We start from the raw sequence: 14,149 nt of genomic DNA on the forward strand, positions 1-14,149 counted from the left end.
ACGAGACCTGAGCCTCCCCAGGCCGGAAAAAGGGCCCGAACCCGCCCTTGAGGCGGCTGCGCCCCTCTCTTTTCAAAAACAACAGCGGGCTTCGCCCCCGATTCTGTTCTTCAGAAGTCAGGAGGCTTCGCCCCCTCTGGGCCTGCGGCCCATTCCCCGGCCTCGCCACGGGCTCGGCGCTCAAAGCTGGGGCCTTCCACTGGAAGGCCCCCGAGACGCCGCTCACCCCCCGCGTATTTCCGGCAAGATGAAAGGGGCGCCGCGCCCCTGCTTCACCTGTTCAGAAATATCCCGGGGGAGTCCGGCCAGCGCAGATGGACGGGCGGGGGCAGAGCCCCCAAACCTTTTTCTACCCGATCCAAGCCACACAGACGCGCGCCCTCGCAAGGCAAGAATACCGGCCCGGACGCCCTCACTCCCGATGAAACGGCCCCCGCTGGAGTGGTGGCAAAGTGACGCCGGGTCTGCGCACCACCGGGATCGCGCCTTGCGCACCGGGTTGCGGCGGGAAGCTCCGGAAGCGGCGCCAGAAGTGGTAACCGCCCCGGGCGCGCCAATGCCGCAGGCACAGCGCTGCTCCCGCCACAAAACCGCCCGCATGCGCCCAGAACGCCACGCCCGCCCCGCCCGGCGGCTGGCTCAGCCCGCCCCAAAGCTGCAGCGCCAGCCACAGGCCCAGCAGCAGCCAGGCGGGCAGAATAATGATGCGGAAACCCACCACATACCATAGCAACACATCCACCCGCGCGCGCGGAAACAAGAGCATGGATGCGCCCAGAACGCCCGCCACCGCCCCGGATGCCCCGACCACCGGCACAGTCGAGCCCGGCGCCGCAACCCAGTGCACGAGCCCCCCCAGAAGCCCGCAGGCCAGATACAGAGCCAGAAACCGTATTCTGCCCAGTTCCTCTTCCAGTGTATCGCCGAAGATCCACAGAAACAGCATGTTGCCGCCCAGATGCAGCCAGCCGGCATGCAGAAAGGGCGCGCTGAGCAACCCCACCCAGCCTTCTCCACTGCTCAGCCGCGCGGGCACCAGCCCCCAGCGGTGAAGCAGGTGCAGGGCCTCTGCATCGCTCGCCAGCGGCCAATAGGCCAGAAACAGACCGCTGTTGAGCGCGATCAGCGCATAGGTGACCAGTGGCAGCGGGGTCATGGGGTGATGATGGCGGATCGGGATCATGCAAGCAGGTTTCACGATGCCGCGCGTCAGGTCAATCCGGCATGCTTTCCGCCTGACATCGGTCAGGGGCGCTGCGGCGGCATAAGCCGCCGATGCCGGGCCGGCCCTCAATGGGGCGGCCCGGCGCGCTCCCTAGCCTGAGACCGCCGCCAGAAGCTGGGCATTCCCGCCCGAGGCCGTGGTGTCGATGCACAGATGCCGCTCAAGATGGGTATGCGCGCGGTCGGGCCTTCCCGTGATCAGGGGCAGGATCGGCCCTTCGCGCGCGGCCAATGCCTGCGCAATCACGCGCGCCGCCTGCGCATCTCCCCACCAGAGGACGCCCGAGAACCCCTCGGCGCGACCCAGCCAGTCGACCGGCACCGCCCCGCCTGCCATCACCGCCACCCCGCCCAGCGCCTCAGCGGCGGCGCTTTGCGCGGCCTCGGTCGCCGCGCCCGGCCCAAGGCACAAGAGGGGCGGGCGCGGCGTCAGGCGCAGCCGGTTGGATTCGCCCGTGGGCCCCGGCATGTCTTCCGCTTCGGGCAGCGGGCCGCTGGGCACCGCCTCTGCCAGCCGTGCAGCAAGCGCCGTCAGGTCTGCGGCTGCGCCCGCAGCGCCGCCCCCCTCGCCCGCCAGCGGCCGGGCCAGACGCGCCACATATTCCGGCCCGCCCGCCTTTGGCCCGGTGCCCGAAAGCCCCTCGCCGCCGAATGGCTGGCTGCCAACCACCGCGCCGATCTGGTTGCGGTTCACGTAGATATTGCCCGCGGCCACGGCCTCCACCACCTCCTGAACGCGGCTGTCGATGCGGGTGTGCAAGCCGAAGGTCAGCCCGTAGCCGCGCGCATTCACATCCCTGATCACCTGATCCAGGTCGCGCGCGCGGAACCGGGCCAGATGCAGCACCGGCCCGAACACCTCACGCGGGATATCCCCGATCCCGCCCACACCGATCACGACGGGCGCCACGAAATGCCCCTCGGATGGCGCGCGCAACTCCTTCAGCACCCGCCCGGCGCGCCGCGCCCCGGCGACATAGGCACGGATGTCACGCGCCGCACCGGCCCCGATCACCGGGCCGATATCGGTGGCCAGATGCCAGGGGTCGCCCAGTGTCAGCTCCTCCATCGCGCCGAACAGCATCTCTGAGAGGTGCCCGGCGATATCTTCCTGCACATAGAGGCAGCGCAGGGCCGAGCAGCGCTGCCCAGCCGACTGAAACGCCGAGGCGAGGATATCGCGCACCGCCTGCTCGGCCAGCGCGGTCGAATCAACGATCATCGCGTTCAGCCCGCCGGTTTCGGCGATCAGCGGCGCGCCCGGGTCCAGATATTCGGCCATCGCACGGCGGATGGTCAGCGCCGTCCCGGTGGAGCCGGTGAACACCACACCCGCCACCCGCGGATCGGCGGTCAGTGCTGCGCCGACCACCGCCCCCTCACCCGGCAGAAGCTGGAGTGCGCTGCGGGGCACCCCGGCGCGGTGCAGCAGTTCAACAGCCGCAGCGGCAATCAGGGGTGTCTGCTCGGCAGGTTTGGCCAGAACGGCATTCCCTGCGGCCAGCGCGCCCGCAATCTGGCCGGTGAAGATGGCGAGCGGGAAGTTCCACGGCGAGATGCAGGTGATCACCCCGCGCGGCTGCATCGCGGGGGTGATGCGCGCGGCGTAGTAGCGCAGAAAATCCACCGCCTCGCGCAGCTCACCCAGACAATCGGCCTGCGTCTTGCCCGCCTCGCGCGCCAGCAGGGCAAACAGGGGGCCAAGCGCCGCTTCATAGAGGTCCGCCGCGCGGCTGAGGATGGCCGCGCGCTCTGCCGGTGTGCTGTCCCAGACCTGCGCGGCCTCCAGCGCCTGCGCCACTTCGGCAGGGGTTGTTGTGCGCAGAGTGCCCACCTGATCGGCAGGGCGGGCGGGGTTGAAGACCGGCGCGCCGGTGCCGGGCTCAACCGGCACTGCCAATATCGGCGCGGCGCTGAACAGCGCATCGGCATGGGGGGTGCGCGCGGCGTCGATCAGTGCCAGATCGGGCGCGGCGCTCAGGTCCAACCCGCGCGAATTGGCGCGTTCGGGGCGGAACAGATCGGGGCCGCGAGGGATGGCGCTGCCGCCCCGATGCGTGGCAAAGGGGCAGGCTGCCACCACCTCGGGTGGCACCGTTTCATCCACAATCTGGTTGACGAAGGACGAGTTCGCGCCGTTTTCCAGCAGTCGCCGCACCAGATAGGCCAGCAGATCACGATGCGCGCCCACCGGCGCATAGATGCGGCAGCGCGTGCCCTCAGCCTTGAGCACCAGATCATGCAACCGCTCCCCCATCCCGTGCAGGCGCTGGAACTCAAAGGCATCGCGCCCCTGCCCCTGTTTCTGCGCCATATCCAGCACCGCCGCGACCGTATGGGCGTTATGCGTGGCGAATTGCGGATAGATCCGGTCGGTCATGCCCAGAAGCTTGCGGGCATTGGCGATATAGCTGATGTCGGTGGCAGTCTTGGCGGTGAAAACCGGGAAGCCGGGCAGGCCCAGAACCTGCGCGCGCTTGATCTCGGTATCCCAGTAGGCCCCCTTGACCAGCCGCACCATCACCCGCCGGTCCAGCCGGACCGCCTGATCATACAACCAGTCGATCATGGCACCCGCGCGCGGCCCATAGGCCTGCACGACCACACCAAAACCATCCCACCCCTCAAGCGCCGGATCAGCCAGAACGGCGGCGATCACGTCGCGCGACAGCACCAGCCGGTCCTGCTCTTCGGCATCAATGTTGAAGCCCATCCCGCGCACCGCAGCCATCCGCGCCAGATCGGTGACCCGCGCCACCAGTTCGCGCAGCACGCGGCCGCGCTGCGCCTCTTCATAGCGCGGATGCAGCGCCGACAGCTTGACCGAGATGCCCGGATTGGCCCGCACATCACCCGCCGTGCAGCCCGCACCGATTGCCTTGATCGCGGCGGCATAGGCGGCGTGGTAGCGGGCGGCATCCGCGCCGGTGCGCGCGGCCTCGCCCAGCATGTCGTAGGAATAGCTGTAGCCCTCGGCCTCGGCCGCCTGCGCGCGCTTCATCGCGGAACCAATGGTTTCGCCCAGCACGAACTGGCGCCCCATTTCCTTCATCGCCCGGCCCACGGCAGTGCGGATCACCGGCTCACCCAGTCGCTTGACGGCGGCACGCAGATGGCCCGCCACACCCGGCGCGCCCTCATCCAGCACCCGGCCTGTCAGCATCAATGCCCAGGTCGAGGCATTGACCAGCGACGACGACGAATGCCCCAGATGCTGCCCCCAGTCCGACGGGGCGATTTTATCCTCGATCAGCGCATCCATGGTCAGCGCATCGGGCACCCGCAGCAGCGCCTCGGCCAGACACATCAGCGCGACACCCTCATCGGTCGAAAGCCCGTATTCGGCCAGAAATACCTCCATCAGCCCCGGTCTGGCGCTCGCGCGAATGGCGCGCACCAGATCGGCGCCCCGGGCACTGATGCGGGCGCGGGCGGTGGCATCCAGCCCGGCACGCGCGGTCAGATGGGCCACCACGGCGGCCTCATCCTCAGGGATCGGATGGGCGAGAGGGTCGGAAAGGGGCTGGGAAAGGGTCATGACGGGCCTGTGGGGCGAGGGTTTGCAAACGTCCCCCAATATAGGGCGATTGCAGACCTGATATTTCCCGATTACGCTGAAACGGCAGTCAGATTGACTAATTTTCAAGAGATGTTCAGCACAATGTCCCGCGATGACCTTGATGAGTTCGACCACGCGATTCTGCGCATCCTACGCCGTGACGGGCGCATCAGCGTGACCGATCTGGCCAGCCGCATCAGCCTGTCCAAATCCCCCACGCAGGCGCGCCTCAAACGGCTTGAGCGGGCGGGCTATATCACCGGCTATCAGGCGCTGGTCGATCACAGGCGGCTGGGGGCGGCGCATGTTGTGTTCGTCGAGGTGCGGCTGTCTGACACCCGCGAAAACGCGCTCAGGGCCTTCAACGACGCGGTGCGCGCCACTCCTGAGATCGAAGAGTGCCATATGATCGCGGGGGCGTTTGATTACCTGCTGAAAGTGCGCAGTGAGGATATCCAGAGCTACCGCCAGATTCTGGCCGAACATATCTCGAACCTGCCGCATGTATCGTCCACCTCAACACATGTCGCGATGGAGTCGGTAAAAGAGCAGGGCACCTGACGGGCCTTGAGCACTTGCACAACCCCGCTGGTGGCATATCTTATGATCACAGAACAACAACGCACCGAATGACATGATCCGCTTCAATCTCTGCTGCGAAAACGGCCATCACTTCTTCAGCTGGTTCGCCTCGAATGAAACATTCGAGCGGTTACAGACCAGTGGGCGGATCGAATGCACGGTCTGTGGCGTGAAGAAGGTGGAAAAGGCGCTGATGGCCCCCTCCGTCGCCACCAGCCGCGAGAAACCCGCCAAAGGCGCGCCCGACAAGCCGCTGAGCATCGAGGCCGAGTTTGAGCGCCGCATCAAGGCCTACCGCCGCCATATCGAGGAAAACTCGGATTATGTCGGCGTGAACTTTGCCGCCGAGGCGCGCGCCATGCATGTGGGCGAGGCCCCCGAACGCCCGATCTATGGAGAGGCCCGCATCGACGAGGCCAAAGCGCTGGCGGCAGAGGGTATCCCGGTGGCCCCCCTGCCCTTCCTGCCGAAGGCCCCGCCGCACTGAACCAATCCCGCGCGATGACAGGCGCGCTCTTGCGCTGATCAACCCTCGCGCGTAAGAGAAGCGCGCGCCGCGTATGGGTTCGGCGCGGCAGAACGGCGGGGGCAGGAATGCCGCTTTTGGTGATGAAATTCGGCGGCACCTCGGTGGCTGACCTTGCGCGGATCGAAAACGCCGCGCAAAAGGTTCAGCGCGAGGTTGAGCGCGGCTATGATGTGATTGTCATCGTATCGGCCATGGCCGGCAAGACCAATGAACTGGTCGGCTGGGTCAACCAGACCTCACCCTTCTATGATGCGCGCGAATATGACGCGGTGGTCTCTGCGGGCGAGAATGTGACCGCCGGGTTGATGGCGCTGCGCCTGCAGGAAATGGGCGTTCCCGCGCGCAGTTGGCAGGGCTGGCAGGTGCCGATCCAGACCACCAGCCAGCATTCCTCGGCCCGGTTCGTGGATATCCCGCGCGCCAATATCGACGCCAAATTTGCTGAAGGCATGAAAGTCGCGGTGGTCGCCGGGTTCCAGGGTGTCAGCCCGGAAAACCGCATCACCACGCTGGGCCGCGGCGGGTCAGACACCACAGCGGTGGCCTTTGCTGCCGCTTTCGGCGCCGAGCGCTGTGATATCTATACCGATGTTGACGGCGTCTATACCACCGATCCGCGCATCACGACCCGTGCGCGCAAGCTGGAAAAGATCTCGTTTGAAGAGATGCTTGAACTGGCCAGCCTTGGTGCGAAAGTGCTGCAGACCCGCTCGGTCGAGCTGGCGATGCGCTACAAGGTGCGGCTGCGGGTGCTGTCATCGTTTGAAGATACTGATGAGACCTCCGGAACTCTGGTCTGTGACGAGGAAGAAATCATGGAATCGAAAGTTGTCTCTGGCGTGGCCTACAGCCGCGATGAAGCCAAGGTCACCCTCATCACCGTCGAAGACCGGCCCGGCATTGCCGCCGCCATCTTTGGCCCGCTGGCCGAAGCGGGGGTGAATGTGGATATGATCGTTCAGAACATTTCCGAGAAAGATTATGAAGATCACCCCGGCGCGGTCACCGACATGACCTTTTCCTGCCCGGTCGATCAGGTCGAGCGCGCGCGCCGCGCCGTCGAGGCTGCGCGCGACGCGGGCACCATCGTTTATGACGATCTGGTGGTGGATACCGATGTCGCCAAGGTTTCGGTCGTGGGCATCGGCATGCGTAGTCATGCTGGTGTCGCATCGCGCATGTTCAAGGCACTTGCTGACGAAAACATCAACATCAAGGTCATCGGCACGTCCGAGATCAAGATTTCCGTTCTCGTGGACCGCAAGTATCTGGAGCTGGCCGTGCAAACGCTCCATGATGCTTTCGAGCTGGAGAAGGCGGGCTGAAACCTGGCCCTGGCGGCCTGGGAGGGGAAATGCCAGAACGCCTTGAAAGTCAAAGCCGTCGCTTGCTGCGCAGGCTCCGTGACTCCCTTGCCGAGCCCGGCAAGGGGCAGGAGCGGCTGAACCGCATCACGCAGCTGATTTCTGAATCGATGCATACCGACGTATGCTCGATCTATCTGTTCCGCGACGCCGATACGCTTGAGCTCTGCGCCACCCGCGGGCTCAAGGCCGATGCTGTGCACCTGACCCGGCTGCGGCTGGGTGAGGGGCTGGTGGGCCGGGTTGCGCGCGGCTCAATGCCGGTCAACACCGCCGATGCGCCGGGCGAACGCGGCTTTCGCTACATGCCTGAAACCGGGGAAGAGATTTTCTCCTCGTTCCTCGGTGTGCCGGTGCAGCGGCTGGGCGAAAAGCTGGGCGTGCTGGTGGTGCAGTCGCGCGAAAAAAGGCTATACTCCGACGATGAGGTCTATGCGCTTGAAGTAGTGGCAATGGTGCTGGCTGAAATGACCGAACTGGGGGCCTTTATCGGCGACGATGCCACGCTGGCGCACCCGCACAAGAACCCGGTCGTTATCCGCGGCGCCTCCGGGCAGGAGGGGACGGCCGAGGGGCAGGTCTGGCTGCATGAGCCGCGCGTGGTGGTCACCAACCTTGTGAATGATGACCCGGTCGCCGAGGCCGAACGCCTGCGCGCTGCGGTGTCACAGCTGCGCGTTTCGGTCGATGACCTGCTGACGCTGGCCAGCCCGACCGAGAAGGAACACCGCGAGGTGCTTGAGGCCTATCGCATGTTCGCCCATTCGCGCGGCTGGCTGCGGCGGATGGAACAGAGCATCGAAAGCGGCCTTTCCTGCGAAGCGGCCGTGGAAAAGGAACAATCCGAGGCCCGCTCAAGGCTGCAACAGGTGCCCGACCCCTATCTGCGCGACCGGCTGCATGACCTTGATGACCTGTCCAACCGGCTTTTGCGCATCCTCACCGGGCAGGGCAGCGAAACCGGCGCGGCTATGCCCGAACACCCGATTCTGGTGGCGCGCAACATCGGCCCCGGCGAGTTGCTGGAATACGGCCCCCGGCTGCGCGGTGTGGTGCTCGAAGAGGGCTCCATCGGCAGCCACGCCGCCGTGGTAGCGCGCGCGCTGACCATTCCGTTGGTGGTGCATGCCGGGCGCGTCACGACCGAAGCGCTCAACGGCGATGCGATCATCATTGATGGCGACGAGGGGGTGGTGCATCTGCGCCCCGATGAAAGCGTGGCTGTGGCATTCCGCGACAAGATCGCCATGCAGACCCAGGCACAGGCGCGCTTCCGGAAACTGCAGGACCTTCCGGCAACCGCGCGTTGCGGCACGACCGTGGGGTTGCATATGAACGCCGGCATCATGGCTGACCTGCCCTCGCTCGCCGGGTCCGGCGCTGAAGGGGTGGGGCTGTTCCGCACCGAGTTGCAGTTCCTGCTGCGCAACTCCATGCCCCGCCGCTCGGACCTTGCCGCGCTCTATGCCCGCGTCATGGCCGCCGCGGATGGCAGGCGCGTGGCCTTCCGCACACTTGATATCGGCTCCGACAAGGTCATGCCCTATATGAAGCGCCCGGATGAGCCGAACCCGGCAATGGGCTGGCGGGCACTGCGCGTGGGGCTGGACAAGACCGGCGTGATGCGGATGCAGCTTCAGGCCCTGATCCGCGCGGCGCGCGGGCGGCCCCTGACCGTGATGTTCCCGCTGGTCAGCGAGATGGGCGAATTCGTTGCCGCCCGCGACATGCTTCTGCGCGAGATCGAGCGCGAGGCGCATCTGGGTCACCTTCTGCCCGAGAAGCTGGAAATCGGCGCGATGCTGGAAACCCCGAGCCTTGCCTATGCGCCCGACGCCTTCTTCAAACTGGCCGATTTCATCTCGATCGGTGGCAACGATCTGAAGCAATTCTTCTTCGCGGCGGACCGCGAGAATGAGCTGGTGCGCAAGCGATATGACACGCTGTCTGCCAGTTTTCTGACATTCATCCAGAATATCGTGAATCGCTGCGCCGAGGCAGGCACGCATCTGTCCTTTTGCGGCGAGGATGCGGGCCGCCCGGTCGACGCCCTCGCGCTGGTCGCGGTGGGACTGCGCAGCCTGTCCATGCGGCCTGCGTCAATTGGCCCGGTCAAGGACCTGATAATCCGCTCGGATATCGCTGAGCTGCGCTCGATTATCGAGGCCGAAAAGCGCCGGGGGACCGAGCAGTTGCGCCCTGTCGTTCTTGATTACGTCAGACAATTACGCCAGCAGTGAGGGCGGCCTTGCGGCGCCGGAATGGCTGTTTTGCGACCGGCATTGAATGCCACTTTTGCAATCTTTCTTCGATCACAGACTCTCCGTGAACTGCGTCACCGTACCCTGCACCCCTTCCCAGCCGCCCGGCGCCAGTTCAAGGCCCAAGACCCGTTCAGGGTTGGTCGGGGGCGGCATTATCACGCCCTCCAGCCGCTCAAACCCGAAGCGCTGGTAATAGGGCGCGTCGCCCACCAGCATCACCCGCTCCCAGCCTGCCAGCCGCGCCCGGTTCAGGCTTTCGCTGATGACAATACCCGCCAGCCCCTCGCCCTGCCGCGTCGGATGCACCGCCACCGGCCCCAGCAGCAGCGCAGGCACGCCCCCCACCCGCACCGGCCAGTAGCGGATCGCCGCCGCCAATGCGCCGCCCTCGTCGCGCAGCCACAGGCACAGCTCTGCCACCGGCGGGACGCCATCGCGCAGCCGGTAGGAAGACAGTGCCTCGCGCCCCGGGGCGAAACACAGATCATAAAGGCCCTCAACCTCCCACCAGTCGCCCGGCTGCTCCTGCCCCAGTTCCAATGCCGCCCCCTGCTGGACAATGCTGGCGTCGCCCGTAGCATGGCGCTATGTCGAGAGCAAACAGATGGAGCAACGGATGTTCTACCGCCCCGCCGATGGCCATGGCCTGCCGCACAACCCGTTCAACGCGCTGGTCACCCCCCGCCCCATCGGCTGGATTTCAACGCGCGGTGCGGACGGGTCTGACAACCTTGCGCCCTATTCGTTTTTCAATGCCGTGGCCTATGTGCCGCCGCAGGTGATGTTCGCCTCCACCGGCACCAAGCCGGACCGCGACAACACCAAGGACAGCGTGGCAAACATCCGGGAAACCGGCGTATTCTGCGTGAATATCGTCGAAGAGGCGATGCTGGAGGCGATGAATATCACCTCAGGCAACTGGCCGCGCGAGGACGCCGAATTTGACCGCGCCGGGCTGGAACGCGCGCCCTGCCATGAGATCGACTGTGCCCGCGTCAAAGGCACCCCGGCCGCGCTGGAATGCCGCGTCACGCAGATCATCACGCTGCCGGGCAAGGCCAATACCGCGGTGTTCGGCGAGGTGGTCGGCATCCATCTGCGCGACGATTGCCTGAACGAGGGTATTTTCGATATCACCCGCTTCCGCCCCGTCGCCCGGCTGGGCTACCGTGACTATACGATCGTGCGCGACACATTTACCCTGTCTCGCCCGGATGAGTGATCAGCCGCGCAGCACGCCCTCAGGCCACCCCGTCTGCCCGCAACGCGCAAACAGCGGCGTCTGCGGGTTCACTTCGCTGAGCCTGCATCATTTTCTGTCCCTAAATATCCCCGCCGGAGGCTCCCGCAACAGCCAACCCGCACAAGGCCGGGCCTTCGCCTAGCCCGCATCCGTCCGCCCGCGCCGGTCCATCCGCAGATTGGCGTAAAGCACATGGTTGCGCCAACGTCCGTTGATCTGCAGATAGCTTTGCGCCACACCCTCGTATTTGAAGCCCGAACGCTCCAGCACCCCGCGCGAAGCGGTGTTCTCCGGCAGGCAGGCCGCCTCGATCCGGCTCAGGTCCATCTCGGTGAAGCCATGGTTGACCACCGCGCGGATCGTCTCGCGCATGTAGCCCTGCCGCGCATAGGGCTGGCCCACCCAATAGCCGATGGTAGCGGCCTGCGCCGGGCCACGGCGGATCTGATCGAGCGTGATCGCGCCGATCAGCGCATTGTCAGACTGGCGGACCATGAAGAGCGGCAGAGCCGTGCCCTGCGTCGCCGCCCGCACCGCCCATTGCACCCGGGTTGTGAAAGCGCGCCGCGTCAGATGGTCGGTGGACCATGTCGGCTCCCACGGCATCAGGAAGGCGGCGCTGCTGGCGCGCAGCGCGGTCCATTGCCGGAAGTCCCGATGTTCGGGCAGGCGCAGCAGCAGCCGCTCCGTCGCGATCCGCAGTCTGCGTTTCGGCGCCAGCGACCAGCCCAGCATCACGCAACCAGCCTGTCCCGCAGGGTGCCCAGTTCGGGCGCCCGTGCGACGGGGCCGTAAAGCGCCATGGCCAGCCGTGCCTCGCTGACCGTGCGTTCCGCATAGGCCCGGATCGCGGACAGATCGACCGCATCAATCCGTTCCACGGCCTCTTCCAGCGTGGGCACCCTGTCCCAGATGGCGAGCAGCCGTGCCAGCCGCTCGGCCCGCGCGCTGGGGCCTTCCAGCCCCATCAGCAGGCCCGCCTTCATCTGGGTGCGTGCGCGGTTCACCTCGGCCTCGGTCATGTCGCTGGCAGAGCGGCGGATCTCGTCGATGGTGAGTTCCGCCAGTTCGGTGACATCCTCTTCGCCCGTCCCGGCATAGATCGTGATCGAGCCGGTATCATCATGCGCGCCCGCCTGCGCAAAGGTCGTGTAACACAGGCCCCGCTCCTCGCGCAGTTTCTGGAACAGCCGCGATGACATGCCGCCCCCCAGAATGCCCGCGAAAATCTGCGCGGTGTAGACATCCTTGTGCTTGAAGGCCGGCGCCTCGATCGCCAGTGCGAAATGCGCCTGCTCCAGCCGCTTCACTTCACGCCGCTCGCCGCAGACAAAGCGCGCAGGCTCGGCATCGGGCATGATCAGGGGCGCCAGATGGCCGAAATAGCCGCCCGCCAGCTCGACCAGCCGGTCATGATCAACCGCCCCGGCAGCCGCCAGAATCATCTGGCCCGGCCCGTAATGGCTGGCGACAAAGCCGCGCAGATCACCCTCGCCATAGCCCGCAATCCGCTCAGAGGGGCCCAGAATGGGCCGCCCCAGCGCCTGATCAGGGTAGGTGGCCTCCTGCAGCCAGTCAAAGATCACGTCATCGGGCGTGTCCAGCGCCTGGCCGATTTCCTGCAGGATGACATGGCGCTCCACCTCGATCTCGCGGGCGTCAAAGGCAGGATTGAGCACGATATCGGCCACCACATCCAGCGCCAGCGGCACATCGGCCTCCAGCACACGGGCGTAATAGGCCGTGGTCTCGCGCGAGGTATAGGCGTTGATATAGCCGCCCACATCCTCGATTTCCTCGGCAATCTGCAAGGCGCTGCGCCGTTTGGTGCCCTTGAACGCCATATGCTCAAGGAAATGCGCGATGCCGTTTTCCTCGGGCCGCTCATGGCGCGCGCCTGCCTGCACCCATATCCCCACCGCGGCCGAGGCAAGGCCCGGCATCGCTTCGCTGACAATGCGAAAGCCATTGGGAAGCGTTGTAACCCTGACCATCAGGCCCCCGTCCGTTCCAGAATCAGCGCCTGAAGCGCCTGCCGGTCATTTTCCATCCGCACCACCCGCTCCGGCCGCTCAAAAAGGCCCGCCATGCGCGGCGGCAGGGCCGGGCGCGTGCCGGTGGCCTGCTCGACGGCATCGGGGAACTTGGCCGGATGGGCTGTCGCCAGCGTCACCATCGGCGCGCCGGTCAGATGCGCTTCGGCCACCGCCACGGCGACTGCCGAATGCGGGCAAAGCACCTCGCCCGTCTCGCGCTGCATCCGCGCGATGGTGGCGCGCGTCTCATCCTCGCTCACCCGGCCTGAGGCGAAGGTGGCGCGCAGCGTTTCCAGCGCCCCCTGACTGACCCTGAAGCCGCCGCTGGTTTTCAGCTCATCCATCAGCTGCGCAACCGCCCGCCCGTCACGGCCATAGGCGTCAAAGAGAACACGCTCGAAATTCGATGACACCTGAATATCCATCGACGGGCTGATCGAGGGCAAAACCCCCTCGGTGCGGTATTCGCCGCCGGTCAGGCAGCGGTGCAGGATGTCGTTCTGATTGGTGGCGATCACCAGTTGTTCAATCGGCAGCCCCATGGCCCGCGCGATGTAACCCGCGAAAATATCGCCAAAATTGCCCGTGGGCACAGTGAAGCTGACCGCCCTGTGCGGCGCGCCCAACGACACCGCCGCCGAGAAGTAATAGACCACCTGCGCCAGCACCCGCGCCCAGTTGATGCTGTTGACCCCCGCCAGCCTCACCCGGTCGCGGAAGGCGAAATCGTTGAACATGTCCTTGAGCAGGCCCTGACAGGTGTCAAAATCCCCCTCCACGGCGATGGCATGGACATTGGCCTCATCGGGCGTGGTCATCTGGCGGCGCTGAACCTCGGAGACGCGGCCATGCGGGAACAGGATGAACACATCGACATTGCTCAGCCCCTTGAACGCCTCGATCGCCGCTGACCCGGTATCGCCTGAGGTGGCGCCGACAATCGTCACCCGCTCGCCCGACCGGCCAAGCGCTGCCTGAAACAGCTGGCCGATCAGTTGCATGGCGAAATCCTTGAACGCCAGCGTGGGGCCGTGGAACAGCTCCAGCAGAAAATGATTCGGCGCAAGCTGGCGCAGCGGCGCGCGCGCCGGATGACCGAAGCCGGCATAGGCCTGTGCGATCAGGCTGCGGAACTCGGCCTCGGTGAAGGTCTCGCCGATGAACGGCCACATCACCCGGAAGGCGATCTCTTCATAGCTCTGCCCGGCAAGCGCCGCGATATCGGCTGTGGCCATGACCGGCACCGAGGCGGGCACATACAGGCCGCCGTCGCGCGCCAGCCCGGTCAGCATCGCCGCCTCAAAGCTCAGTTCGGGTGCCCCGCCCCGGGTGGAAATGTAGTGCATGG

Annotated in this window: 11 protein-coding genes; 5 read left to right on the forward strand and 6 right to left on the reverse strand. The window is 65.9% G+C overall.

What is annotated here, in order from left to right; genetic code table 11:
- Window positions 1–412: 412 nt before the first annotated feature.
- A complete protein-coding gene (locus V7Q53_RS17670; RefSeq protein ID WP_333830047.1) occupies window positions 413–1,183 on the reverse strand; it encodes a rhomboid family intramembrane serine protease in 771 nt (256 codons plus the stop codon).
- Between the two features lie 132 nt (window positions 1,184–1,315).
- On the reverse strand, window positions 1,316–4,762 hold the full coding sequence (gene putA, locus V7Q53_RS17675; RefSeq protein ID WP_333830048.1) for a bifunctional proline dehydrogenase/L-glutamate gamma-semialdehyde dehydrogenase PutA: 3,447 nt from the start codon (window positions 4,760–4,762) through the stop codon (window positions 1,316–1,318).
- Window positions 4,763–4,885: 123 nt separating this feature from the next.
- Between putA and V7Q53_RS17680 the strand changes: the two genes are divergently transcribed.
- The 4 genes from V7Q53_RS17680 (at window position 4,886) to ptsP (ending at window position 9,498) form a co-directional block, all read left to right on the forward strand.
- Window positions 4,886–5,344, forward strand: coding sequence for an Lrp/AsnC family transcriptional regulator (locus V7Q53_RS17680; protein ID WP_333830049.1), 459 nt, complete (start codon window positions 4,886–4,888; stop codon window positions 5,342–5,344).
- Between the two features lie 73 nt (window positions 5,345–5,417).
- On the forward strand, window positions 5,418–5,852 hold the full coding sequence (locus tag V7Q53_RS17685; RefSeq protein WP_333830050.1) for a DUF1178 family protein: 435 nt from the start codon (window positions 5,418–5,420) through the stop codon (window positions 5,850–5,852).
- A gap of 107 nt (window positions 5,853–5,959) precedes the next feature.
- Window positions 5,960–7,219 (forward strand): aspartate kinase, encoded by a 1,260-nt coding sequence (locus V7Q53_RS17690; protein ID WP_333830051.1) that lies wholly within the window; start codon window positions 5,960–5,962, stop codon window positions 7,217–7,219.
- A gap of 29 nt (window positions 7,220–7,248) precedes the next feature.
- Complete coding sequence (gene ptsP, locus V7Q53_RS17695; protein WP_333830053.1) at window positions 7,249–9,498, forward strand: phosphoenolpyruvate--protein phosphotransferase; 2,250 nt, start codon at window positions 7,249–7,251, stop codon at window positions 9,496–9,498.
- 72 nt (window positions 9,499–9,570) lie between these two features.
- On the opposite strand, the gene V7Q53_RS17700 is transcribed toward ptsP, so the two are convergent.
- Window positions 9,571–10,062, reverse strand: coding sequence for a GNAT family N-acetyltransferase (locus tag V7Q53_RS17700; protein ID WP_333830055.1), 492 nt, complete (start codon window positions 10,060–10,062; stop codon window positions 9,571–9,573).
- 76 nt (window positions 10,063–10,138) lie between these two features.
- Here V7Q53_RS17700 and V7Q53_RS17705 point away from each other — a divergent pair, with 76 nt between their 5' ends.
- Complete coding sequence (locus tag V7Q53_RS17705; RefSeq protein ID WP_333830074.1) at window positions 10,139–10,744, forward strand: flavin reductase family protein; 606 nt, start codon at window positions 10,139–10,141, stop codon at window positions 10,742–10,744.
- A gap of 159 nt (window positions 10,745–10,903) precedes the next feature.
- On the opposite strand, the gene V7Q53_RS17710 is transcribed toward V7Q53_RS17705, so the two are convergent.
- From V7Q53_RS17710 to thrC, 3 genes are read right to left on the reverse strand one after another with little or no spacing between them, the layout of a single operon-like run.
- Complete coding sequence (locus V7Q53_RS17710; protein ID WP_333830056.1) at window positions 10,904–11,500, reverse strand: GNAT family N-acetyltransferase; 597 nt, start codon at window positions 11,498–11,500, stop codon at window positions 10,904–10,906.
- On the reverse strand, window positions 11,500–12,759 hold the full coding sequence (locus tag V7Q53_RS17715) for a M16 family metallopeptidase (protein ID WP_442954449.1): 1,260 nt from the start codon (window positions 12,757–12,759) through the stop codon (window positions 11,500–11,502). Before V7Q53_RS17715 ends, V7Q53_RS17710 begins: the two co-directional genes overlap by 1 nt.
- On the reverse strand, window positions 12,759–14,147 hold the full coding sequence (gene thrC, locus V7Q53_RS17720; protein ID WP_333830057.1) for a threonine synthase: 1,389 nt from the start codon (window positions 14,145–14,147) through the stop codon (window positions 12,759–12,761). Before thrC ends, V7Q53_RS17715 begins: the two co-directional genes overlap by 1 nt.
- Window positions 14,148–14,149 lie beyond the last annotated feature (2 nt).

It is taken from the genome of Pararhodobacter sp., from assembly GCF_036802785.1.
In the GTDB taxonomy this organism is placed as follows: domain Bacteria; phylum Pseudomonadota; class Alphaproteobacteria; order Rhodobacterales; family Rhodobacteraceae; genus Pararhodobacter.

What these genes read in the sequence shown, in the direction of transcription:
- putA (WP_333830048.1), bottom strand. Translation starts at nt 4,762, where the DNA reads ATGACCCTTTCCCAGCCCCTTTCCGACCCTCTCGCCCATCCGATCCCT.
- thrC (WP_333830057.1), bottom strand. Translation starts at nt 14,147, where the DNA reads ATGCACTACATTTCCACCCGGGGCGGGGCACCCGAACTGAGCTTTGAG.
- V7Q53_RS17690 (WP_333830051.1), top strand. Translation starts at nt 5,960, where the DNA reads ATGCCGCTTTTGGTGATGAAATTCGGCGGCACCTCGGTGGCTGACCTT.
- V7Q53_RS17710 (WP_333830056.1), bottom strand. Translation starts at nt 11,500, where the DNA reads ATGCTGGGCTGGTCGCTGGCGCCGAAACGCAGACTGCGGATCGCGACG.
- V7Q53_RS17685 (WP_333830050.1), top strand. Translation starts at nt 5,418, where the DNA reads ATGATCCGCTTCAATCTCTGCTGCGAAAACGGCCATCACTTCTTCAGC.
- V7Q53_RS17680 (WP_333830049.1), top strand. Translation starts at nt 4,886, where the DNA reads ATGTCCCGCGATGACCTTGATGAGTTCGACCACGCGATTCTGCGCATC.
- V7Q53_RS17705 (WP_333830074.1), top strand. Translation starts at nt 10,139, where the DNA reads ATGTTCTACCGCCCCGCCGATGGCCATGGCCTGCCGCACAACCCGTTC.
- V7Q53_RS17670 (WP_333830047.1), bottom strand. Translation starts at nt 1,183, where the DNA reads ATGATCCCGATCCGCCATCATCACCCCATGACCCCGCTGCCACTGGTC.
- ptsP (WP_333830053.1), top strand. Translation starts at nt 7,249, where the DNA reads ATGCCAGAACGCCTTGAAAGTCAAAGCCGTCGCTTGCTGCGCAGGCTC.
- V7Q53_RS17715 (WP_442954449.1), bottom strand. Translation starts at nt 12,759, where the DNA reads ATGGTCAGGGTTACAACGCTTCCCAATGGCTTTCGCATTGTCAGCGAA.